This window comes from Demequina litorisediminis, assembly GCF_030161615.1.
GTDB classification, from domain to species: domain Bacteria; phylum Actinomycetota; class Actinomycetes; order Actinomycetales; family Demequinaceae; genus Demequina; species Demequina litorisediminis.
The window spans coordinates 2238986-2260863 of sequence record NZ_BSUN01000001.1 but is presented as its reverse complement, the minus strand read 5'-3'; the positions used below and the strand labels follow the sequence as shown (position 1 = coordinate 2260863).

The following is a 21878-nucleotide window of genomic DNA, read 5'->3' as shown; positions in this document are numbered from 1 at the left end:
CGTCGGCCACGCCTACCGCCGCGCAGTAGAAGGCATTCAGACGGGCCGCACGCACCTCGTCGACTGAGTCGTACTCTGACCGAGTGAGCACGGCAGCGCCCAGCACCCCCGAGCAGCGCACCGTCCTGTGGATCGCGATCCTCGCGAGCCTTGTGAGCCTTCCTCGACGGGACGGTGGTGAACGTCGCGCTGCCCGCCATCGTGGGGGAACTCGGCGGAGGTATCACCACCCAGCAGTGGACCGTCGACGCGTACCTGATCACTCTCGGGGCGCTGATGCTGGTCGCCGGGTCGGTCTCCGACACCTACGGCCGCCTCCGCGTCATCCGGTGGGGCCTCATCGGCTTCGGCGTCACGTCCGTGGCGATCGCCGCCGCGCCCACAGCCGGAGTGTTGATCGTGGCGCGCCTGCTCCAGGGAGTCGCGGGCGCGCTACTCGTTCCCGGCTCCCTTGCCCTCATCACCGCCAACTTCCGCGACAAGGCTCAGGGCAAGGCGATCGGCACCTGGACGGCCGCGACGAGCGGCGCGATGGTGGCTGGACCCGTTATCGGCGGCATCTTCATCGACCTGTGGTCGTGGCGCTTGGTGTTCCTCATCAATGTCCTCCCCATTGCGATCACGCTGGTGCTGCTCGGTCGCCTCGCGCAACGCGACGTCCGCCTGCCCGACGCTCACATCGACGTCGTCTCCGCCGCACTGTGCGCAGCGGGGCTCGGCGGCGCGGTCTACGCCCTCATCGAGCAACCCCACCTTGGCTGGTCGCATCCGCAGGTGTGGCTGCCGGGCCTGGCCGGCACCGCGGCTTTGGTCGCCTTTGTGTGGCGCCAAGTCGTGGTCGAGCGGCCGATGCTTCCGCTGAGCCTTGTTCCGCGCCCGCAACTTCGCGTGGGGCAACCTCTCCACGTTCCTGGTGTACGGCGCGCTGTCGCTCAACGGCTTCGTCATCACCGTCTACCTGCAGGAGACTGCCGGCCTCAGCGCCACCGCCGCGGGTCTCGCGAGCCTCCCCATCACCCTCATCATGATCGCGCTGAGGCTCCGCGGTGGGCACCCTCGCTGGCCGCCTCGGCCCACGCCTGTTCATGACGGCGGGCCCGCTGGCGATGGCGGGAGGGTCGGCCATGATGTTGGCCGTCAGCGAGGACTTCTCCTACTGGACTCGCCTGCTACCGGGCATTGTGGTGTTCGGGCTGGGCCTCACCGTCACCGTGTCGCCGCTGACGAGTGCCATCCTCGGCGCCATCGAACCCGAGCGTTCGGGCATCGCCAGCGCCACCAACAACGCCATCAGTCGGGTGGCGGGGCTGGTCGCGATCGCCCTGGTGGGCAGCATCGTGGGCGGGGCGCTCGACCTCGACGGCTTCCACCGCGCGATGTGGGCTACCGCCATCCTCATGGCCGCCGGCGGAATCGTCGCCTGGCTCGGCATCCGCAACCCGGCGCCGCACCCTGCTCAATAACGCGTACGGCAACCACCGCATCGGGCATACGCTGTGAGCCTATGACCAACGGACCGGTGTACGTGTACACGCCCAAGTCACTACTCGTGGCCTACCTGCTGTGGTTCTTCCTCGGCGTCTTGGGTATCCACCACTTCTACCTGGGCAAGATTGGCCGCGGCCTGCTGTACCTGTTCACGGCCGGCGTGTTCGGCATCGGCCTCCTGGTCGACCTGTTCACCTTGCCCTCCCAGACCCGCACCGTGAACGCACAGCGTGCCGTCGGCATCCGCTGAAAGTGAGAGACTGACAGCCATGTGCTCCCCCATCGCGTGCTCCTCCTGCGGCAAGACCACCTGGACCGGCTGCGGCCTCCACGTCGACGAGGCCCTCGCGGGCGTCTCCACCGAGAACCGCTGCACCTGCGAGCGCTGACCTGATGGTCGCCGTGCGCGTCGGCGAGTGCGACACCGAACGGACGGCGTTCGTCCTGGTGACGGCCGATGCCGGCAAGGGTTGGGACCCTCACCGCGCTCTCACACCCTGAACGTCCACTGGCAGGCACGCGCGTGCAGGATCGCGCCCTGAACGCCCACTGGGAGACGCCGCTTCGCGAGCGCGCCCCAGTGGACCATGAGGGCGCCTTCTCGCACCTGAGCGCGCCCCAGTGGGCACGCGGGGTGTTTGGCGCGCACGCTGGTGGCCCCAGGCGAAGCATCCGCGGGCCCGGCCAGCAGCGCCATCATCTCGGTCCAGTTGGCGGCCTCGAGGATGGGCGTGTCGGCATCGGACTACCGACGCAGGCGGACCGGTGCAGGGTCGGGGCGCGCTTAGAGCGGCTCGACTCCCCAAGCGGCCTTCTCCTCGGCCGTGTACATCGCGGTCCAGGCCTCGAACTCGCCGCCGTGCTCGTCGGCCACCTCGTGGCCAAGATCGATCGCGGTCCTCAGCAGGTCGGGCACGAGCGCGCCACGGGACGTCACGACGATGGTCCACTCGGGGACGTCGTGACTGGGCGCGCTGAGGCTCGCTCCACGCGCGCCGCGCCTTGAGCGTCTCGACCGCGGCCTCCGCCGACGCTTGGCGCGTGAAGGTCAGGGACACCTCCAGGCTCGCGCGACGCAGCGACATCGGCCCCTCGCGCGAGGAATGTCTCGAGCCTGCTCCTGATCGTCGGAGAACAGTTGGTACGGCTCGACCCTCTTCGGGCGGCGTGAGAACAGGCCCATGGGGCTCACGCTAGTCGCTCGCCGGGGCCGCCCCGACCGCGCCGTCGATCCCGTCCCGCACCCAGTCGCCTCCCTCGCGCACCACGGTGGCAGCGAGCGGCAGTTGGTGGGAGGCGCTTTCGAGGATGTGCATCAGGTAGCCGCCCGTGTTGACGAATGCAGCGATATCGCCGCGCGCCACGCCGTCGGGGAAACGCAAGCGCCTGCGCAGGATGAGCCTCGTCCTCCACGCAATACGCGCCCACGAGGAACCCGTCGAAGGCGGGGCTCGCCTCCCCGCCCCGGACGGCCGCACCCAGCGCGGGTCGACCATGAAATCGGCCGACGTCGACCTCACCTGCGTGCGGTTCATGTGCAGCCCCACGAGCGCAATCCCGTCGCTCGTCGCTTTGCGGAACGCCACCCCCGCGAGCGTCATCCCGCAGCCGTCGAGCACCGACCTGCCCGGCTCGCACCGTGGCTCCAGCCCGCGCGCCGCGATCTCCTCCGCGAGGGTCCTGCGCTCCAGGCCGTGGGCTCGCAACACGTCGAGCATCCACCGTCCGCGGACCTTGCGCTGCCAATACGGATATACCGAGGGTGAGGGTCTGGACGCCGACGGATCCACCAGACCCAGCCGGTCGCCGCGCCACGTGAGCGTCCCGTGCGCGTCCTGCGCGAGCCTCTCCCAGAACGCCCGCCACTGGGCACGATCCTCGAGGTAGGCTCATGGGGATCCCGCCGCCGATGTCGATGAAGCCGACGTCGTGGCCCGCCTCACGCAGGGCATCGGCCCACGGCAGCGCCTCGCGCAGCGTTGCAGCGCGCTCCTCAGCGCTGTAGGCGTTGAGGTGGAAGTGGATCCCCTCGATCGAGACGTCCGTGAGGCTGGCCGATGCCAGGGCCGAGTCCCACTGCCGGCTCACCATCCCGAAGCGGGTTGGGGGGATCGCCGGGTCGCTCGAGGCAAGGCGCAGCGCCACGTGTGCTCGAGAGCCCACGGACGCGGCAACCGTCACCACGTCGGCAAGTTCATCCGCGTTGTCGAGGCTCACGGTCGCCCCGGCGCGGACGGCGGCCTCGAGGAGCGCCCGGGACTTCACGGCGGCAGTGACGATGACCCGCTCTCCCGGCATCCCCGCGTCGAGGCTTTGGGCAAGGCTCGGCGAGCGAGGCGACGTCGACGCCGAGCCCCGCCTCGCGCGCGGCGTGCACCAACCCCAGCGCCTTATTCGCCTTGCGCGCCACGAACACGCCGAGCCGCACGCCCTCCGAGGCGGCCGCGTCGACAAGTTCGGAGGTGTTCCTCGTGAGCGGTCCGAAGTCGAGCACGTTCACCGGAGACCCGTACTCGGCGACCAGCGCGGCGCAGGCGTCGGCGTCCGCGAGAAGGTCCTCCATCCACGGCTCCGTGCGACCGGTGAGAGGCGAGACACCGTGTACCTCAGCCATGGGCGAGTACCTCCTCGCATGCCGGCTCGCTTGTGTCCCCATCCTCTCCCCACGCGCATGCGAGCGCCCGCGCCCACCGACGAGAATCGTCGTGGAGCCCGCGCTGCAGTGAGTCGTGGCCGATCACCGGATCCTCCGTAGGACGCCCGAGCGCCGCAAGGCCGGGCGCCACGCTCCCGTCTCGCCGCAGGCACGCGCCGTCGACGCGGGTGAGCACGCCGCGTTCGCCCGCACGCACGGTCACGTCGCCGGCCTCGATGAGCCCCTGCCACGGCGCACGGTCGGCCGATGCCCCGGTCGCCTGGGCGGCTGCCTCGCCCTCCCACGGGTGGGGCGCCTCGAGCACGCCGGGGCCACGCGTGAAGGCGTCGATGGCCGACTCACCGGCGACGGCATCGGCCGCCGTCACCACGCGCAGCAGACCGGCGTCGCGCAGCGCGACCAGGCGCCGATGCGTGACGAGCGGCGGCCCGAAGGCCCATCGCTCCAGCATCGCGGCGCGCCGGCGCCAGCGAGGCCAGGTGTCGGCGTCGCGAGGACCGCGCTCGAGCGAGCGCACCACGTCCGCGTACCCTGCCGACCAGGCGCGACCCCACCACCAGGCGGGATCGGCGTCGACGTCGCCCTCGGCGCGGCCGATGTCGCGCATCCACCGCGCGGACGGGTCACCGTCGAGCGTCGGCGAGTCGAGCCGTTCCCACAACGCCTCGTGGGTCACACGCACCCCGGCCTCGAGCGCCGCGGCCACGGCGGCATCGGCCAGGGCCTGCCACCACGCGTCATCGGGGACGGCGTCGGGAAGCCAGCGCGCGGTGCGCGCGCGCACGGCGGCGATGACGGACGTGGGCGTGGAGACGGGCTTGGGAAGCATTGGCTCGCCAGTGCGACTCACGAGCGTGATGAGCGACGGCTCGCGCCCGCTCGGCGCATAGGTGCCGTCCTCGCCCCAGGTGCCGCCGCGCGCAGCGGTGAGGTCCATGACGACGTCGAAGGCGGTGAGCGCGGCGCCGTGCACCGTCACGGGCTCGCCGGGCGCCGGACCGCTCGATGCATCGGCGATCGCTGCGTGGTCGAGGCCGGCGCCGCCCGCGTGACCCGTCGCGAGCAGCACGCGCGAGGCACGAAGGGTGACCGGTGCCTCGCCCCGCACCGCGCACACCCACGCCTCACTGTCACGCGTCACGTGGGTGACGGAGCCGACTACGTGGCGCACCTCGACCCACGGCGAGTCCGACAGGCGCTCGAAAGCCCACGACAGGTAGCGCCCGGCACGGGCGCGCGCCGGGAAGGTCTCGACCTGGCCGTCGTCCTCCTGCCATTGCGTGAAGGTCCACGGCACCGACGGGCTCGAGGCGTCGACGATGTGCGAGGAAACGTTCATGAGCAGGTGCTCACCCTGGGCCGGGTCCCACACCGCGCCGGCGCCCGGCGCTGCGGGATCCACGACCAACACGCGCATCGGCCTCGCCGGCCCGCCCCTGTCGCGGCCACGGTCTGAGAGCGCCTCCTCGAGGTCGGCGAGCGCGTAGAGGGCACGCGGCCCGGCGCCCACGACGATGAGGTCAGCGTCGTCCCGCTTCGTGGCGGGTGCGACCCTCGCGACGTTCACGCGCGGCCGCCTGCCAACGGGTTGGCGTCGTCGAGGGCTCAGCGCCTCGGCGCCGCCGTCCAACTCACGCTCCACCCACGCGTCGTCGTACACCGTGGGCAGGTAGGCACCGCCGCCGTCGTGCACCAGCATGGCGACGGTCTCCCCGGTCGCATCGACGCGAGGTCGACGCCGATGGCCGCGACGATCGCCCCCGTCGATGCCCCCGTGAGCATGCCCTCACGGCGCGCCAGAAGCCGGCAGCCGCGGACCATGTCTGCCTCTGCCACGCGCACCACGGCATCGGGGCGCGCCTCCTCGGACAGTTCGGTCTCGAACCCGGCGCCGAGGCCCGGCAGCCTTGCGCTCGCCCACCTCGCCGCCGAAGAGCGCGGAGCCGGCGGAGTCGACCCCCACCAGCCGCGTGCGCCAGCCGTGCTTCTTGATCGCGCGCTGGCATCCGAGCAGGGTGCCGGTGGTACTCATCGCCACGTAGAGGCGGTCGGGCGGCGCACCCAGGGACGCGAAGGCTCGGGCATCGTGGTGCTCGCGTGGGCGTCGGGGTTGGCGCCGTTGCCGTACTGGTGGGTCGTCACCGCGCCCGGGAGAGACGCGAGCAGGCTCGGCGACACGTTCCACGCGGGCGCGCAGCCGATTGCCGTCCGCGGGGGTGGGCACGCGGTCCACGCGTGCCCCGAACGCGGCCATCGTCTGCACGGCGGCCGCGTTGGCGCGCTCATCCACGACCGCGACGAAGGTGTACCCGCGCAGCGCGCACTGACGGGCCAGTGCCATGCCGAGATTTCCCGAGGTCGACTCCACCACGGCGCCGCCGGGCAGCAAGGCCCCCGTGCGCTCAAGGTCGTCGAGCAGGAATTTTGCGGTGCGCTCCTTGGTGCTGCCGGACACCTGCAGGCTGGTCGAGTTTGGCGTACAGGCCCACGTCACTGTCGGGGAACAGCCGTGTGAGCCGGGTCATCGGCGTCGGCAGATAGCCCTCATGCACGCTCAGGCCCGGCATGGTGTGGATCCGAGCGTCGTGGTTCGTCGTCGTCACTGCGCACCTCCCTTGGTCGCCGCCGGCGAGCCTCGCGCCCGCCGCGGTCTGGGGCGCGGTGGCGCCCTCGACGTCGAGACAAACCCCGCGGCGCGCCTTCTCATTCCGGCGATTTCACAGCGGCCGATGCGGCGGCTGGCTTGATAGCGTCGACTCACCCGGCACGAGGAGGCATCGGTGAGCAAGACCCTGATCGACACGGAACCGCACCGCTTCGGCGTGCATTCCGAGGTGGGACACCTGCGCTCGGTGCTCGTCTGCTCCCCCGGTCTCGCCCACAACAGGCTCACCCCGTCCAACGCCGAGGCTTTGCTTTTCGACGACGTGATGTGGGTGGACAACGCCAGGCGCGACCATGCGGAGTTCGTGGCCCTCATGGAGGCGCGAGGCATCGAGGTCCTCGAGGCTCACCGCGCTGCTGACCGACACGCTCGAGATCCCCGAGGCGCGCGCATGGCTCCTCGACCGCAAGATCACGCCCGACGAGGTGGGGCTCGGGCTGGTGGACGACGTCCGCGCCTACCTGGAGTCACTCTCGCCCGCCCTCTTGGCCCGCGATGTGTTGGGAGGCCTCGCCGTCGCGGACCTGCCGCGGGACTTCGCTCCGCCCACGGTGGACCTCATTCGTGAGGAGTCGGGCATGCGCGACTACCTCATGCCTCCCCTGCCCAACACCCTCTACACCCGCGACACGACAAGTTGGATCTACGGCGGCGTCACGCTGAACCCGCTGTACTGGCCCGCACGCCACGCGGAGACCCTCGTCATGAAATGCGTCTACGCGTTCCACCCTCGCTTTGCCGGCGAGGTCACCACCTGGTGGGGCGACCCCGAATTGGATCACGGCCTCGCCACGCTCGAGGGCGGCGACGTGATGCCGCTGGGCAATGGTGTGGTGCTCGTGGGGATGTCTGAGCGCTCGAGCCGTCAGGCCATCTCGCAACTCGCGGCGGAGCTCTTCGCGGCGGGCGCGGCGCACCGCGTCATCGTGGCGAGGCTGCCCAAGGCTCCGCTCGGCGATGCATCTCGACACGGTCTTCACGCTCGCGGACCGGGACACGGCGACCATCTTCCCCGCGATCGTCGACGACATCGAGACGTTCTCCATCTACGAGGCACCGCAGCCCCTGGGGCTCGATGTTCGCCGCGAGACGCGACCCTTTACAGAGGTGGTCGCCCGGGCCATGGGTCTCGAAGCCCTGCGCCTCATCGAGACCGGCGGCGACAGGTACGCGGCAGAGCGCCAGCAGTGGGACGACGCCAACAATGTGCTCGCCCTCGAGCCTGGCGTCGTCGTGGCGTACGACCGCAACACCACCACCAACGCCGCGCTACGCACCGCCGGCATCGAGGTCCTCGAGATCGTGGGCGCTGAACTGGGCCGCGGCCGCGGTGGCGCGCATTGCATGACCCAGCCGCTCAGGCGCGACGCGTAGCGCGAGCCGTTGCCGGCATCGGCCTGTCCCCCGCGCCGGCCGCTAGCGTTGCCCTCATGCTCCGGCTCCAGAACGTGACGTACCTCGTACGCGACCAAGACGAGGCACTGCGGTTCTTCGTCGACGCCCTCGGGTTCGAGGTGCGTCAAGACCAGACCTTTGACGGCGGCTGGCGGCGCGTCGTGGTGGGCCCCGCGGAAGGCGGCACGGGCTTGGTCCTCGCCGTCGGCGCGGCCGATGCTCCGGTGGGGGCGCAGGCGGGCGCGGATGTCGCGTTCTTCCTGGAGACCGATGACTTTGCCCAGGCGCACTCCCGGATGCTCGCCCATGGCGTGCGCTTCCGCGAGGAGCCGCGCCACGAGCCGTACGGCATCGTCGCGATCTTCGAGGACCTGTACGGCGCGCCGTGGGACCTCATCGAGCCGCCACGCGCGTGAGGGCTGGCAGGCGAATCGGCCTCCGAGACTCAGCGGGTCCGCGGCGCCTGGGGCCCGGTGCGGGGATCCCACGCATCGGTGATGGCGAGCATCCGTGACACGTCTGCGTGAAACTTGCCCGAGACCAACTGGTCCAGCGTGACCTCGTCGAACACCAGGCGAACCGAGGCACGCGCCGCAACCCACACCTCCTGAAGGTGCTGGAACGCGTCCGGGTACGTCACCTCGTCGGGGCGAAGACCGTGCACGTCCGCGAGAGGCCCATCGATGGCCCGCAGCACTTCGCCGAGCGTGATCTCCGAGGGTGGCCTGCGCAGCGCGTACCCGCCGTCGGCTCCGCGGGTTGACGAGACGATCGCGGCTCGCTTGAGGTCCGCGAGAACGGCTTCGAGGAACTTGCGCGGGAGGTCGTGTGCATCCGCGAGGGATTGGGCCGAGGCCCGCTCGGGGTAGCACGCGGCCAGAGCCGTGACGGCCCTGGCCGCGTAGTCACCCTTGGCAGAGACATGCATGGTGGTCATGCTAGTGCGCGCCGGTCGCTGCCCCCTCGAGCCGGGCCGATGCGTCGCCAGCCGCCGCGGCCGCGGTGCGGACCGCATCGGCCGGGAGGCGCAGCCAGACGGGGTCTGACACGTCCACCCCGGCTCGAGGAACCGCGAGCGTGGCAACGTGACCGTCGCCGGTTCACGCCCCTCGCTGGTCTGCACGGTGAGCCGCACCTCGAAGCCCACCCGCTGGACGGCCCGCACGGTGCCGGGGATGGCACCTGCCACGGGCAGCGTCAGCACGCCGATGTCGTGGGGCCTCACCACGAGTCCCGCGAGTGTGGTCGTCGGCCCGAGGAACCTCATGACGAAGTCGTTGGCGGGGGCGTCGTAGAGCCTCGTCGGGGGTGCCGATCTGTTCCACGCGCCCCTCGTTGATGACCACAATCTGATCCGCCACCTCCAGCGCCTCCTCCTGGTCGTGGGTGACGAACACGGTGGTGACATGGACCTCGTCGTGCAGGCGGCGCAGCCACTGGCGCAGTTCCTTGCGCACCTGCGCGTCGAGGGCACCGAAGGGTTCGTCGAGGAGCAGCACGGTGGGCTCGACGGCGAGCGCGCGAGCCAGCGCCATGCGCTGACGCTGCCCACCCGAGAGCCTGGGACGGCAGGCGGTGCCCGAACTGCTCAAGGTGCACCAGGCGCAGCAGTTCGTCGACCCGGTCGCGCACCTCCGCCTTGGGGCGGTGACGCACTTCGAGACCGAAAGCGACGTTCTTCGCCACGCTCATGTGCGCGAACGCCGCGTAGTGCTGGAACACGAAGCCGACGCCGCGCTTCTGCGCAGGCAGGTGCGTCGCGTCCTTGCCCTCGATACGGATGTTCCCCTCGTCGGCGGTTTCGAGTCCGGCGATGATGCGCAGCAGCGTGGACTTGCCGCCTCCGGACGGCCCCAGGAGCGCGGTGAGTTGGCCCGTGGGGAGAGAGGTTGACGTCGTCGAGGGCGACGAAGGCTTCCGAAGCGCTTGCCAACACCCTGAATATCGATGCTCATGAGATGCCCTTCTTCTCGGCGCGGGAGCGCAGCACGCTCACCACGACGATGGCGATGATGGAGATAGAGGCCAGCAGCCCTGCGACGGCGAAGGCCTGCTCTTGGTCGAAGTCGAAGTACATCTGTTCGACCATCAAGGTGGCGGTCTGGGTCTGGCCGATGAGGTTGCCGGAGACCACCTTGACGGCACCGAACTCGCCGATGGAGCGCGCAAGGCACAGCACCACTCCGTAGGTAAGGCCCCAGCGGATCGCGGGAATGGTGATGCGCCAGAAGGTCTGCGGGCCGCTCGCGCCGAGCGAGCGCGCGGCCTGCTCTTGCTCGGTGCCGACCTCCGTCAAGACGGGGACGATCTCGCGGATGACCAGGGGCATCGCGATGAAGGTGGTGGCGAGGATGATGCCCGGCGTGGAGAACAGGACCTGGATGCCCGCGGCGGCGAGCGGCACTCCGAAGATGCCGCGCGTCGACTCGTAGACGAGCACGATCGACAGTCCGACCACCACGGGCGATACGGAAAGTGGCAGGTCAAGCACCGCGTTGAGCAGCCGCTTGCCAGGGAACTCGTAGCGCACCAGCACCAGCGACACGGTGACACCGAACACGACGTTGAGCACCACGGACCAGGCGGCGGCGATCGCGGTCAGCCTCAACGAAGCGAGCACCAGCGGGTCGGTGAACGTCTCGATGACGGGCGCGAGGCCATCGGCGAACGTGTTCCAGAACACGAGCGACACTGGCCAGGCCACGAGGAGTCCCACGTAGCCGATGACGACGACGCGCAGCGCCACGCGGCCGATGCGCGGGCCGGCCGGGCGACCGAGGTTGCTGCTGGCGCGCCGTGTGCTGCTCGGCCTGGTCGCCTGGGGCACGGAGGCGATGTCAACCACGGCGGGCCACCCTTCGCTGAATGATGTCGAGCGTGACGAGCACGAGGAACGCGATCACGAGCAGGACGGTCGCCACGACGGCGGCTTGAGCGAGCCTGGCCGTTCTCGACGTACGTAAGGATGCGCACGCTGGTGACCTCGGTGCGCAGCGCCAGGTTGCCGGAGATGAGCACGAGCGCGCCGTACTCCGAGACGGCTCGGGCGAAGGACATCGCCGCTCCCGCGGCGATGGCGGGAGCGAGCGCGGGCAGCAGCACCCGGGTCCAGGTCTGGGTGCCCGATGCACCGAGGCTGCGCGCGGCGCGCTCCACATCCGGGTCGAGCCTGTTCCAGGACCGGCTGCACGGCACGCACCACGAACGGCAGCGTGACGAAGGCGAACGCAAGGAACACCGCGGCCTTGGTGTTGGCGACGTCGACGCCCACGGGGCTGCGGGGGCCGTACAGGCCGAGCAGCACCAGGCCCGCCACGATCGTCGGAAGCGCGAACGGCACATCGATGATGACCTCGATGGCACGCTTCCCTGGGAACGAGTCCCGCACCAGCACCCACGCGATGGCGGTGCCGATGACGATGTTCAGCAGCGTGACGAGCGCGGCCTGGGTCACGGTCAGGGTGATGGCCGCGACGGTCTGGGGGTTGGTGAGAACGGCCCAGAAGCCCGCCCAGCCGCCCGATGCTGCGGCCGCCACCACGGCGCCGAGCGGGATGAGGACGAGTATCGAGAGCCACAAGACCGATGCGCCGAGCGCGATGCCCGAGCCTCGGGTGAGGGTGGAGCGAGGCCGCGGAACGCGGGCGACCGCCCGCCGCCCCCGAAGGGGCGACGGAGCGGCCGTCGGGGCGGGCGATGTCATGACGACTTGCCCGTATCAACCTGGATCTGCGTAATGATGCCGTTCTCGGTGTCGAAGAACGTGGGGTTGGCCTCGTCCCAGCCGCCGAAGTCGTCATCGATGTTGAGCAGCGTGCCGGGGGCAGGGAACGGGTCGCTGGGGTCGTTGGCCCCCTCCACCTCGCCCACCTCGACGCCGTCGATCACGGGACGGAAGCCCAGCCTTCGCGAACTCGCCCTGCGCCTCGGGGGTGTAGAGGAATTCGAGCCATGCTGCGGCCTTGGGGTCCGCGTCCTTGAGGACGGCGCCGGGGTTGTCGATGCGCAGCGTCGTGTCCGGCACCACGTAGTCGAGCTCCTCACCTTCCTGCTTGGCGAGGATGGCCTCGTTCTCGTAGGACAGCAACACATCGCCGGTGCCCGAGAGGAACGCACTGGTCGCGTCGCGGCCCGATCCGGGCAGCGCCACGACGTTCTCGAACAACTGGGTGGTGTACTCCTTCGCGTCCTCCTCAGAGCCACCGTCCGCGATGACCTGACCCCAGCCGGCGAGAATGTTCCAGCGAGCCGAGCCCGACGAGCCGGGGTTGGGGGTCACGATCTCCACGTCGTCCGCGATGAGGTCGTCCCAATCCTCGATGCCCTTGGGGTTGCCGGGGCGGACCGCGAACACCACGATGGACTGGGACACGATGCCTGCGTGCTCGCCTGCGTTCCAGTCCTCGGAGACGAGCCCCGCGTCCACCAAGCGTGTCACGTCGCCCTCGAGCGAGAAGTGCACGTAGTCGGCGTCAAGCCCGGACTCGACCGCGCGGCTCTGGTCGCCCGATGCTCCGTAGGACTCGGTCCAGGTCACGCCCTCACCCTCGGGCGTCTGCGACCACAGGCTCCTGGATAGCGTTGTTGGCGGCCTTGGGAACCGCGAAGCCCACCAGCGAGAGGTTCGTTTCCTCCACCGCGGCGGCTTCTCCATTGCCTGCTGCCGAGGTAGCGGTCGGCGAGGACGCCGTTTCGGCGGGCGCGCAGGCGGCCACCACCATCGCCACGATCACCGCTCCACCCGCCTTCAGCCACGTCGTCCTGGTCATGTCTTCTCCTTGTGTTGGTGGGCCGTGCCGATCGTCGGCCCCATTTCCTATCGACTTGATAGAGATTAGGGAGACGGCGCCTGCGCTGTCAAGAGTTGTCGCGACTTTCGGCCGCGAGCCGGGCACCACCACGTCGGATAGCCTCAGAGTTGGGGAGCACGGCTCCGAGGGAAGTAGGGAAGATGACCGCCGGACTGCTGGACCGCGCTCGCGACCGGCTGTATGAGCCCCGGCCGCCGCGTCGGCGCGCACCCGGCATCCTGGAGATGTCCTTCTCCGCGGTGGGCCTCGTGGTGGGCCTGTGGTTCTTCTCGATCTCACTGACACCCTCACTCCTGCCGCGCGAGGGCTGGGTGCAGGGCATCGAGTCCGGCGTGACCTTCATGGTGGGTTACGGCATCGGCGCGAGCCTCTTTGCGGTCGCTCGGTTCCTCACGGTGCCCCCGCCCGCGGCCGTCTTCGCGCGGTCCTGCTGATCGCGTCGCTCGGGCTCATCGCCCTGCAGACGGTGTTCGCCGTGTGGGCCTACGTGGGCTGGCAGAACGCCACCCGACTCAGGCTTCGCGATGGAACCGCTGTCTCCCCTGGTATGGCCCGTGATTGTCATCACCGCGGCCGCCACCGCGGCGTTGCTGCTCATCATCGCCAGGCTCCTTCGGCGCCTCTTTCGCTGGGGAGACGGCATCGCCACGCGGTTCCTGCCTCAGCGGCTCGCGGTGACGGTGGTCGCAGTGGTGCTGACCGCCCTGATCTGGTGGGTGGCGTCCGGCGCGTTCGTCAACGCCTTCTTCTCGTTCTCGAACTGGACGTTCTCCGGGCGCGACCTGCAGACCAACGCGGGCGCGGTCGAGCCGTCTCTGGCCGAGAAGTCCGGCTCCCCTGCCTCCTTGGTGCAGTGGGACGACCTGGGCCGCCAGGGGCGCTCCTTTGTCTCGACGGGCCCCACGGCATCGGAGATTGATGCGACCAGTGCCGGAGGGGCACTCGAGCCCGTCCGCGCGTACGTAGGACTGCGCAGCGCCGATTCCCTTGAGGAGCGCGCGCAACTGCTGCTCGACGAACTCATCCGCACCGACGCGTTCGACCGCGAGATCCTGGTCGTCGCCACCACCACGGGCACAGGCTACTTAGACCCCCACGGCGTCGACTCCCTTGAGTACCTCTGGAATGGCGACACGGCCATCGCGGGCATGCAGTACTCCTACCTGCCGAGCCTGGATCTCGCTCCTGGCGGACCAGGCCGAGGTCGAGGAGACCAGCAGGGTCACCTTCCGGACCATCCACGACTATTGGTCGACGCTTCCTGATGATTCGCGTCCGCAGGCTCTACCTGTACGGACTGTCGCTCGGCACCACCGGCGTCGAGGCGGTGCTCTCCAGCGTCGACATCCTGAACGAACCCATCAACGGCGCCCTGATGACGGGACCGCCGTTCCTCAACGAAATGCACTACGAGATCACCAGGGCGCGCGACGACGGCTCGACGGCAGCACTCCCCGTGCACAATGCGGGGCGAACGGTCCGCTTCGCCGACGAATCGGGCATCGCGCCGGGAAACTCGGCGCCGTGGGGTTCGACTCGCCTCCTGTACCTGCAGCACGGCTCGGATCCTGTGGTGTGGTTCAACCAGCAGTTGGCATTCGAGTCACCGGCGTGGTTGCGTGACGGCGAGCGTGCGCCCGATGTCTCCAGCACCATGGCCTGGTACCCCCTCGTCACGATGTGGCAAGTCCTCCTGGATATGCCCGCCGCCGGTTCGGTCCCCGAGGGCTTTGGGCACCTTTACTCCGTGACGGCCAACCTCACCTCGTGGAATGCGGTGACGGGGTCACCGCTGGATGAGGCAGAAGCCGACGCCATGGCACAGGTGCTTGAGGACAGGGCCGATGCTGCAGAGGCAGCGCTTGAGGCTGCCGAGTCGTAGGCACCTGCCCACGTAGAGTCACAAAACGGTCACAAGAGTCCGCCCCGGCCGGAGCCGGAGGTATGCTCAAAATCACGCGCAGCAAGCGCGCGATCGCCGCCATCGCGACCGCGCCGCTGAGCGCGCACTGCCGGGCCGCGACGCCGCACTGAGGGAGCCGTCGCGGCCCGGCTTTCTTGTGGCCACCGGGGCCTCGCCTGGCCGTCGGAGAGATTACGCAACACAAGTCTTGCGTTAAACGAGGCGCCGCTCTAGGCTGTCCACGGGCCGCTCCTTGCGGCCCGCCTCGCACTCCGGCTCGTCGTCACGTTCCGGCATGGCGGGATTCCAGGGAGTCACCTTGACCCCCATCGCTCAACGGGAAGCGGCCTACGGGACATGGGCCGCTTCCCGTTGGTGTTTCACCCGACAATCGCATTTTCGTAACAACGCAACACCGTAATTGCGTAAATCGACGATTGCTCGATAGTCTCCACCGTAGGTTCGCCGCCTGAGGCGCCCGCCGAGTCTTTTCACTCGCGCCACCACCACGATGGAGTCCCCCGTGACATTGCGAAGCACACCTGTGCGTCCCGCCGCTTGGGTAGCGGCAGCCCTCTTGTTCTTACTCTCAGGTTCTCTCCTGGTGGCACCCGCTGCGGTCGCAGCCGAGGCACCTTCTGGGGCACTGACGTGGGGCGTTCACGCGAACTGGCGAAACTATGTCGCGACGGCTCAGTACCCGGGCGCGGGCGGCTCGATCACCGGAGACGGCGCGACCGTCGACGCGGCCGGGATCGCCACCTTCCCCCTCGCCTCGGCCGATGTGGATGAGACGGGCGCTGGAACGCTGACCTACAGCGGGTCCGTGCGCTACCTCAAGGAAGCGCACACCATCGACATCACGTTCAGCGACTTCATCGTGGCCGTGGCCGCCGACGGCTCGGGGACCATCTCCGCCGTCGTATCGCCGGGTGGCAACTCTGCCCACCAGGTCATCGGCACGTTCGACGGCTCCGGCTCACGCACCGAGGCGGACGGCGTTTTCACCGTCACCACACCCACGAAGGGTGGCGCGGGCCTTGCCGCCGCGACTGGCAACTACGAGGGCATCGCCATCGACCCCGCCACGTTCACCTACCCGGCGCCAGTCGTCGTCGAGCCCACGCCTGAGCCGTCCGTGACCTCGACCGAAGAGCCGTCGACCGAGCCGACGCCCGAGCCGTCCGTCACCTCGACCGAAGAACCGTCGACCGAGCCCGAGCCCGCCGCTCCGGCCGTGAAGGTGTCCAAGACCGACGACCTCGACCCCGAGGGCGAGACCGTCACCGTCACGGGCTCCGGCTTCCTTCCCGCAGACGACGGCACCACGACGCTGCCGAACTACTACCCGGCACCCCTGGGCGGCGCCTTCGCAGGCGCCTACGTCGTCTTCGGCAAGTTTGCCGACACCTGGAAGCCCTCCGAAGGCGCCTCCCGCGACGCCCGCACCGGCAACGTGACCTACTGGGCCATCAGCCGCGCCGACTACGACGCGATGACCGACACCACCGGCTACCTGCCCATCGAAACCGACGGCACCTTCACCGTCGACATCACGGTCTCCGACTTCGCACCCGACGCCACCGGCAACTACGGCATCTACACCTACTCCGGATCCGGCGCCAAGAACGCCGACTTCGAGACCTACACCCCCGTCACCTTCACCGAAGACGAGCCCGAGCCGGTCACGCCGACCGTGACGGTGTCCAAGACCGAGGACCTCGACGGTGAGGGCGAGACCGTCACCATCACCGGCACCGGCTTCCTGCCCGCCGAAGACGGCTCCACCAACGGCACCCGCCCCCGCTGGCAGGCCAGTTCGCAGGCGCCTACATCGCATTCGGAAAGTACGCCGACACCTGGCAGCCCTCCGCGAACGCCCCCTCAAGCGCCCGCGTGAACAACACCACCAAGTGGGCACTGCCCGTGTCCGCCCACGCCACCGTCGGAGGCTCCGCCGCCGGAGCGATCGAACTGACCGAGGACGGCACCTTCACCGCCGAACTCAACATCACCGACTTCGCACCCGACGCCACCGGCAACTACGGCATCTACACCTACTCCGGATCCGGCGCCAAGAACGCCGACTTCGAGACCTACACCCCCATCACCTTCACCGAAGACGAGCCCGAGCCGGTCACGCCGACCGTGACGGTGTCCAAGACCGAGGACCTCGACGGTGAGGGCGAGACCGTCACCATCACCGGCACCGGCTTCCTGCCCGCCGAAGACGGCTCCACCAACGGCACCCGCCCCCGCTGGCAGGCCAGTTCGCAGGCGCCTACATCGCATTCGGAAAGTACGCCGACACCTGGCAGCCCTCCGCGAACGCCCCCTCAAGCGCCCGCGTGAACAACACCACCAAGTGGGCACTGCCCGTGTCCGCCCACGCCACCGTCGGAGGCTCCGCCGCCGGAGCGATCGAACTGACCGAGGACGGCACCTTCACCGCCGAACTCAACATCACCGACTTCGCACCCGACGCCACCGGCAACTACGGCATCTACACCTACTCCGGATCCGGCGCCAAGAACGCCGACTTCGAGACCTACACCCCCATCACCTTCACCGAAGACGAGCCTCCGGTGGAACCCAAGAGCGGCGACCTGGTGTGGGGCATCGACAAGGAGTTCATCTCCTACGTCACGGGATCCATTGCGCAGGGCACGGTGACCGCTAGCGACGGTGCTATCAAGACCGGCGACCTGTTTGCGTTTGCTGCGGCAGGCGGAAACTCCGACCTCACCAAGGGCACCGGCACGGCGAAGTTCTCCGGTTCCGTGCGCTTCACCGGCCACCACGGCGGACTCGACATCACCATCAGCGACCCGCAGATCACGCTCTCGTCGACCACCAAGGCAAACCTGACGGTGCTGGTCGACGGCAAGCGCATCGCCTTCGCGGACCTGAACCTCGGCGCCTCACCTCGCACCCCCGGCGACGCGTCGGTGACCCTCACCAAGGTTCCCGCGAAGTTGACGGCCGCGGGTTCCGCGCTCATCACCTACGACGAGGGCACCGCGCTCGACCCCGTCAAGGTGACCCTCGGCGCCTCGAAGCCGACCGAGCCGGTAGACCCGACGGACCCCACCGACCCGACCGACCCCACCGACCCGACGACGCCGGTCGACCCCAAGAGCGGTGACCTCGTGTGGGGCGTCAAGGAGTCGTGGCGCAACTACATCGGCGCCAGCGGCATCTCCGTCGGCGGAGGCGCCGTCAACAACGGCTCGGCGTTCACCTTCAAGACGAACGGCGGCGACGCCAACATCACCACCGGTAGCGGCACCGCAAAGTTCAAGGGTTCCGTGCGATTCCAGTACCCCTCGCACGGCATCGACATGAAGTTCGCCGACCCGCAGATCCGCCTGACCTCCTCCACCAAGGCGGTCCTGAGCGTCGTGGTGGACGGCAAGCGCGTCAACCTCGCCGACCTCAACCTCGGCGCCTCACCGCGCACCGCAGGCAAGGGTTCCGTCACCCTGACGTCGGTCCCCGCCACCATCACCGAGACCGGCTCGAAGGCCTTCGGCGGCTTCTACGTCGCCGGCACCGCCCTCGACTCGGTCAAGGTCACCCTGGGGGCCTCGCAGCCCTCCACCGGTGACGGCGACGGAACCGACGGCGGTACCGACAACGGCACGGACGGCGGCACGGACAACGGCAACGATGGCGGTTCCACGGACGGCGGCGTGATCGTCGTCGACGAGCCCGAGACCAGCACCGCGGTCGTCGGCCGACTGACCTGGGGCATCGCCTCCGGCTTCCGGTCCTACGTGACCGGACCGATCGCTCAGGGCCAGATCGCCGTCTCGGGCAGGCTCGAACGGCTCCACGTTCACGTTCCTTCAGTCGGGCGGATCGGCCGATGCCTCTGCGGGCACCGGTACGGCGTCCTACGGCGGTTCGGTGACCTTCACCGGCCACCACGGCGCCCTGAACTACACGTTCGCCAACCCGCAGGTCACCCTCACGTCGCCGAGCACCGCGACGCTGAGCGTCTCGGTCAACGGCTCGCGCATGGACTTCGCGACGCTGAACCTGGCGTTCGGCACGCGGACCACGCTCGACAACGCCGTGCGGTTCGAGGGCGTCCCCGCGACGCTGACCTCGGCCGGACGCAACGTGCTGACCGGCCCCGGCGGACAGAGCATGGGCGTTGACCCCGTCACCGTGACCTTCGGCGCGGCAGCCTCGACGGCATCGTCCGGCGGCACCCGCGTGGTGCAGACGGCCGCTGTGGTCGAAAACGACAACGAGATCCCCGCCACTCCCCGGCCACCACCGGCATCGAGCCTGGACGGCGAGACTCTCGCCGCCCTGCTCGCCGGCGAGGTTGTCACGATCTCGGTTCCTGGCTTCGAGCCGAACGAGGAGGGCATCAAGGTGGTCGTGTACTCGACTCCCACGCTGCTCGCCGAGATCTCGGCCGATGCCGACGGCGTCGCGACGTGGACCGGAGCGCTTCCCGCCTCCCTGACCGGCGAGCACACGCTCACCTTCCAGGGTTCGCAGAACGTGGGCATCGTCCTCGACATCCCGGCTTCGACCGAGGGCATGTGTGTGGCCGATGCGACCCTCACGTGGGGCTTCAAGGAGTCGTTCCGCTCGTACATCGAATCCACCATCGCCAACGGTGAGTGGACCCTGGACGGCGTCACCGAGGAAGGCGGCCTATTCACCTGGTCGGCCGGTGAGGCCGTGATCGATGCCGCCACGACGACCGGCACGGTCGCGTTCGAGGGTGCCGTGGACTTCACCGGACACGACGGAGCGCTGGACACCACCATCGCCAACCCAGTGATCGAACTCTCGGCAGACGGCACCTACCTGCTGCTCGACGTCTCTGGCGAGACCCAGGCAGGCGAGACGGTCGAGCAGACGGGAATCCGATTCGCGGAGCCTGGACCTTGCTGCCGCCGAGATCACGTCCGAGGGCGAGGTGGTGACCATCACCGCGCTGCCCGCGACGCTCACCGACGCCGGCGCGAGCGCGTTCGGCACCTACCCTGCGGGCGAGGCGCTCGACTCGCTGACCGTGGCACTGACCTCCGAGGATGGCTGCATCGCCGCCCTCGCGGGCGAGTCCACCGTGGCCGCCGAGGAGCCCTCCGAGGAGCCCAGCGCAGAGGCCGTCACCACGGAGGCCGAGGCTCCCGCTGAGGAGTCCTCGAGCAACGCCTGGGTGTGGATCGTCCTCGCGGTGGCCGTCGTCGGTGCCGCGGGCGCCGCCGTGGTGGTGATCCGCCGCCGCTAACGCCCGGACACACGCCACGGGGCGGTCGACCTTCGGGTCGGCCGCCCCGTGGCGTTTCAGATGGCATTCACGGCCGGTCGTGAAGCGTCACGTGATAGCCGTCGGGATCCGCGAACGTGAAGGTCAGGCCGAATGGCCCCTCGTACGGCGGCGTCACGATGCTGTGGCCGTCAGCGACCAGCGCGTCGTGGATCTCCTGAACTCCCGTGGCATACATCCACAAGGCCACCCCCGCGCCCCGCAGCGGCACCACGTCGATGTCGAAGCCCTCGACGACGTCGCGTAGTGCAAACGCGATGGGCTGCGTCGCGAACACCACCGCGTGCGGCGGTCCAGCGGGCGAGCGCTCCACGCCGAGGTAGTTCTCGTAGAAGGCGCGTGACGCATCGAGGTCACGCACTTGGAGGGAGACGAAATCGGGTCCGATGACGGGCATGGGGGCTCCTCGCGATGAGTGTCAGTTATCTGACATTCATCACTGTATGTCAGAATACTGACATGACGCAAACGCCCGATGAGATCGAGCTCTCATCTTCACTCGGCTACCTCCTCAAGGAAGCCTCCAGTGCGCTGCGCGCCGCGATGGAAGAGGCACTGAAGCCTCTGGGCATGACGGTCACCCACTACTCCTGCCTGGAGTTGCTCGCGCAGCGCCCCGGGCTGAGCAACTCAGAACTCGCGCGGGGCACCTTCGTGACTCGGCAATCGATGAACGTCCTCCTCCACGCCCTCGAGCGCGATGGCTACGTCACACGCGCGGCGCACGCCTCGACCGGCCGCGCCATCCCCACGTCCCTGACCGACTATGGCCGCGCCGAGCGCGCACGCGCGAGCGCGGCGGTGCGCACCGTCGAGGCACGCATGACGAGCGGGCTTTCGGACAGCGAGCGCGGCGCCGCCTTTGCACTGCTCTCGCGCATGACGCGGGCACTGACCTAGCGGCGAGGAACCACCAGCGGCGTCCCGTCGGGGCCGGGCAGGACGTGCACCGCGACGCCGTACACGTCCTCGATCAAGGCTGGCGTGACCACATCGGCAGGTGAGCCCACCGCCGCGACACTCCCCCGCTGCATGACCGCGATCCGGTCCGCGTAGGCCGCCGCCAGCGACAGGTCATGCAACACCACCGCCACCGCCGTCCCCGCGCGCGCGAGTGAGCGAGCCACCCGCAGCACGTCCTCCTGATGGCGCAGGTCGAGTGCCGCTGTGGGCTCATCGAGCAGGACCGCGGACGTGCGCTGGGCAAGGACGCGAGCGAGCGACACGCGCGCACGCTCGCCACCCGACAGCGACGTGAAGGTGCGGTCCGCCAGGTGCGCGACGTCGCACGTCGCGAGCGCCTCGTCGACCGCGGCATCGTCGTCGTCCTGCTCCGCACGTCCTTGCCACGGGGCGCGTCCCATCTCGACCACCTCGCGCACCCGGAAGGGGAACGCCACCTGGTTGTCCTGGGCGAGCACCGCGCGGCGGCGCGCCAGGTCGCCGGGTGACCACTCGCGCACATCCCTGGAATCGAAGGCGACCGCACCGGAGGAGGGCGTGCGGTCGCCCGCCAAGACGCCCAGAAGCGTGGACTTGCCAGCGCCGTTGGGGCCCACCAGCGCCACCAGGCTCGCCGTGCGCCACGTCCAGTGAGGCATCGACGACGAGCGTGGCGGCGCCAACGCGTACCGTGACGTGCTCCGCGTGGAACGCGGGAGTCA

General features: G+C 69.4%; 24 protein-coding genes and 7 pseudogenes. 14 read left to right on the top strand and 17 right to left on the bottom strand.

All coding sequences use genetic code 11. The features are described 5' to 3' along the window. The first annotated feature begins 83 nt into the window (after nucleotides 1-83). The 3 genes and pseudogenes from QQK48_RS13850 to QQK48_RS22525 all read left to right on the top strand — a co-directional run bounded on the left by QQK48_RS13850 (nucleotide 84) and on the right by QQK48_RS22525 (nucleotide 1877). Nucleotides 84-1463 (top strand): annotated as a pseudogene (locus QQK48_RS13850) (MFS transporter). Between the two features lie 41 nt (nucleotides 1464-1504). Continuing rightward, entirely contained in the window at nucleotides 1505-1738 is a 234-nt protein-coding gene (locus QQK48_RS13845) for a TM2 domain-containing protein (protein WP_284328837.1), read from the top strand. A 19-nt stretch (nucleotides 1739-1757) separates the two neighbouring features. Continuing rightward, nucleotides 1758-1877 (top strand): hypothetical protein, encoded by a 120-nt coding sequence (locus QQK48_RS22525; RefSeq protein ID WP_488798427.1) that lies wholly within the window; start codon nucleotides 1758-1760, stop codon nucleotides 1875-1877. 101 nt (nucleotides 1878-1978) lie between these two features. Here the strand turns inward: QQK48_RS22525 and QQK48_RS13840 are convergent, their stop codons facing one another. From QQK48_RS13840 to QQK48_RS13810, 7 genes are all read right to left on the bottom strand, one after another. Then, complete coding sequence (locus tag QQK48_RS13840) at nucleotides 1979-2188, bottom strand: hypothetical protein (protein ID WP_284328836.1); 210 nt, start codon at nucleotides 2186-2188, stop codon at nucleotides 1979-1981. A gap of 84 nt (nucleotides 2189-2272) precedes the next feature. Next, entirely contained in the window at nucleotides 2273-2425 is a 153-nt protein-coding gene (locus tag QQK48_RS13835) for a hypothetical protein (protein WP_284328835.1), read from the bottom strand. 251 nt (nucleotides 2426-2676) lie between these two features. Then, nucleotides 2677-3786: a type III PLP-dependent enzyme domain-containing protein gene (locus QQK48_RS13830; protein ID WP_284328834.1), complete on the bottom strand. Its 1110-nt coding sequence runs from the start codon at nucleotides 3784-3786 to the stop codon at nucleotides 2677-2679. Further along, nucleotides 3683-4102 carry a hypothetical protein gene (locus QQK48_RS13825; protein WP_284328833.1) on the bottom strand — a complete coding sequence of 140 codons (420 nt, stop codon included), beginning with the start codon at nucleotides 4100-4102 and terminating at the stop codon, nucleotides 3683-3685. The genes QQK48_RS13830 and QQK48_RS13825 overlap by 104 nt, the downstream gene beginning before the upstream one ends. Next, entirely contained in the window at nucleotides 4095-5843 is a 1749-nt protein-coding gene (locus QQK48_RS13820; protein ID WP_284328832.1) for an FAD/NAD(P)-binding protein, read from the bottom strand. Before QQK48_RS13820 ends, QQK48_RS13825 begins: the two co-directional genes overlap by 8 nt. Nucleotides 5844-5930: 87 nt before the next feature. After that, complete coding sequence (locus QQK48_RS13815; protein WP_284328831.1) at nucleotides 5931-6599, bottom strand: pyridoxal-phosphate dependent enzyme; 669 nt, start codon at nucleotides 6597-6599, stop codon at nucleotides 5931-5933. Continuing rightward, nucleotides 6547-6747, bottom strand: coding sequence for a hypothetical protein (locus tag QQK48_RS13810; RefSeq protein ID WP_284328830.1), 201 nt, complete (start codon nucleotides 6745-6747; stop codon nucleotides 6547-6549). The genes QQK48_RS13815 and QQK48_RS13810 overlap by 53 nt, the downstream gene beginning before the upstream one ends. Nucleotides 6748-6936: 189 nt before the next feature. Between QQK48_RS13810 and QQK48_RS22065 the strand changes: the two are divergent. Further along, nucleotides 6937-8183: pseudogene (locus QQK48_RS22065) on the top strand (arginine deiminase). 56 nt (nucleotides 8184-8239) lie between these two features. Continuing rightward, nucleotides 8240-8620: a VOC family protein gene (locus QQK48_RS13800; RefSeq protein ID WP_284328829.1), complete on the top strand. Its 381-nt coding sequence runs from the start codon at nucleotides 8240-8242 to the stop codon at nucleotides 8618-8620. 29 nt (nucleotides 8621-8649) lie between these two features. On the opposite strand, the gene QQK48_RS13795 is transcribed toward QQK48_RS13800, so the two are convergent. From QQK48_RS13795 to QQK48_RS13760, 8 genes and pseudogenes are all read right to left on the bottom strand, one after another. Further along, the gene (locus QQK48_RS13795; protein ID WP_284328828.1) at nucleotides 8650-9132 is read right to left on the bottom strand and encodes an RrF2 family transcriptional regulator; all 483 of its coding nucleotides are present in this window, start codon (nucleotides 9130-9132) and stop codon (nucleotides 8650-8652) included. Between the two features lie 192 nt (nucleotides 9133-9324). Continuing rightward, nucleotides 9325-9471, bottom strand: a pseudogene (locus tag QQK48_RS20310) (sulfate/molybdate ABC transporter ATP-binding protein); the annotation flags it as partial. Between the two features lie 359 nt (nucleotides 9472-9830). Continuing rightward, nucleotides 9831-10061 (bottom strand): annotated as a pseudogene (locus QQK48_RS22060) (ATP-binding cassette domain-containing protein); the annotation flags it as partial. A gap of 94 nt (nucleotides 10062-10155) precedes the next feature. Beyond that, nucleotides 10156-10920: a sulfate ABC transporter permease gene (locus QQK48_RS13780; RefSeq protein ID WP_431308432.1), complete on the bottom strand. Its 765-nt coding sequence runs from the start codon at nucleotides 10918-10920 to the stop codon at nucleotides 10156-10158. Beyond that, nucleotides 10809-11546, bottom strand: a complete 738-nt coding sequence (locus QQK48_RS22055) for an ABC transporter permease subunit (RefSeq protein WP_431308357.1) — start codon at nucleotides 11544-11546, stop codon at nucleotides 10809-10811. Before QQK48_RS22055 ends, QQK48_RS13780 begins: the two co-directional genes overlap by 112 nt. Before the next feature lie 357 nt (nucleotides 11547-11903). After that, entirely contained in the window at nucleotides 11904-12065 is a 162-nt protein-coding gene (locus QQK48_RS13770; protein ID WP_284328824.1) for a hypothetical protein, read from the bottom strand. Then, a complete protein-coding gene (locus tag QQK48_RS13765) occupies nucleotides 12001-12741 on the bottom strand; it encodes an extracellular solute-binding protein (RefSeq protein ID WP_284328823.1) in 741 nt (246 codons plus the stop codon). The genes QQK48_RS13770 and QQK48_RS13765 overlap by 65 nt, the downstream gene beginning before the upstream one ends. A gap of 4 nt (nucleotides 12742-12745) precedes the next feature. Next, complete coding sequence (locus QQK48_RS13760; RefSeq protein WP_284328822.1) at nucleotides 12746-12973, bottom strand: hypothetical protein; 228 nt, start codon at nucleotides 12971-12973, stop codon at nucleotides 12746-12748. A 182-nt stretch (nucleotides 12974-13155) separates the two neighbouring features. On the opposite strand from QQK48_RS13760, the pseudogene QQK48_RS13755 reads away from it, so the two are divergent. The 8 genes and pseudogenes from QQK48_RS13755 to QQK48_RS13715 all read left to right on the top strand — a co-directional run. After that, nucleotides 13156-13905, top strand: a pseudogene (locus tag QQK48_RS13755) (alpha/beta-hydrolase N-terminal domain-containing protein); the annotation flags it as partial. Further along, nucleotides 13879-14280 carry an alpha/beta-hydrolase family protein gene (locus tag QQK48_RS13750; protein WP_284329407.1) on the top strand — a complete coding sequence of 134 codons (402 nt, stop codon included), beginning with the start codon at nucleotides 13879-13881 and terminating at the stop codon, nucleotides 14278-14280. The pseudogene QQK48_RS13755 and the gene QQK48_RS13750, both read left to right, overlap by 27 nt. After that, entirely contained in the window at nucleotides 14280-14897 is a 618-nt protein-coding gene (locus tag QQK48_RS13745) for an alpha/beta-hydrolase family protein (protein ID WP_284328821.1), read from the top strand. Before QQK48_RS13750 ends, QQK48_RS13745 begins: the two co-directional genes overlap by 1 nt. Before the next feature lie 625 nt (nucleotides 14898-15522). Further along, the gene (locus tag QQK48_RS13740) at nucleotides 15523-16818 is read left to right on the top strand and encodes an HtaA domain-containing protein (RefSeq protein ID WP_284328820.1); all 1296 of its coding nucleotides are present in this window, start codon (nucleotides 15523-15525) and stop codon (nucleotides 16816-16818) included. Then, on the top strand, nucleotides 16815-17270 hold the full coding sequence (locus QQK48_RS13735; RefSeq protein ID WP_284328819.1) for a hypothetical protein: 456 nt from the start codon (nucleotides 16815-16817) through the stop codon (nucleotides 17268-17270). Before QQK48_RS13740 ends, QQK48_RS13735 begins: the two co-directional genes overlap by 4 nt. Beyond that, nucleotides 17267-18727 (top strand): annotated as a pseudogene (locus tag QQK48_RS13730) (HtaA domain-containing protein); the annotation flags it as partial. The gene QQK48_RS13735 and the pseudogene QQK48_RS13730, both read left to right, overlap by 4 nt. Before the next feature lie 76 nt (nucleotides 18728-18803). Further along, nucleotides 18804-19805: pseudogene (locus QQK48_RS20300) on the top strand (HtaA domain-containing protein); the annotation flags it as partial. Between the two features lie 205 nt (nucleotides 19806-20010). After that, nucleotides 20011-20175 carry a hypothetical protein gene (locus tag QQK48_RS13715; RefSeq protein ID WP_284328818.1) on the top strand — a complete coding sequence of 55 codons (165 nt, stop codon included), beginning with the start codon at nucleotides 20011-20013 and terminating at the stop codon, nucleotides 20173-20175. A gap of 67 nt (nucleotides 20176-20242) precedes the next feature. Here QQK48_RS13715 and QQK48_RS13710 read toward each other — a convergent pair whose 3' ends face one another. Continuing rightward, nucleotides 20243-20611 (bottom strand): VOC family protein, encoded by a 369-nt coding sequence (locus QQK48_RS13710; RefSeq protein ID WP_284328817.1) that lies wholly within the window; start codon nucleotides 20609-20611, stop codon nucleotides 20243-20245. Between the two features lie 62 nt (nucleotides 20612-20673). Here QQK48_RS13710 and QQK48_RS13705 point away from each other — a divergent pair, with 62 nt between their 5' ends. Then, complete coding sequence (locus tag QQK48_RS13705; RefSeq protein ID WP_284328816.1) at nucleotides 20674-21114, top strand: MarR family winged helix-turn-helix transcriptional regulator; 441 nt, start codon at nucleotides 20674-20676, stop codon at nucleotides 21112-21114. Here QQK48_RS13705 and QQK48_RS13700 read toward each other — a convergent pair. Then, on the bottom strand, nucleotides 21111-21815 hold the full coding sequence (locus tag QQK48_RS13700) for a heme ABC transporter ATP-binding protein (RefSeq protein ID WP_284328815.1): 705 nt from the start codon (nucleotides 21813-21815) through the stop codon (nucleotides 21111-21113). The genes QQK48_RS13705 and QQK48_RS13700 overlap by 4 nt on opposite strands. Between the last annotated feature and the right edge of the window lie 63 nt (nucleotides 21816-21878).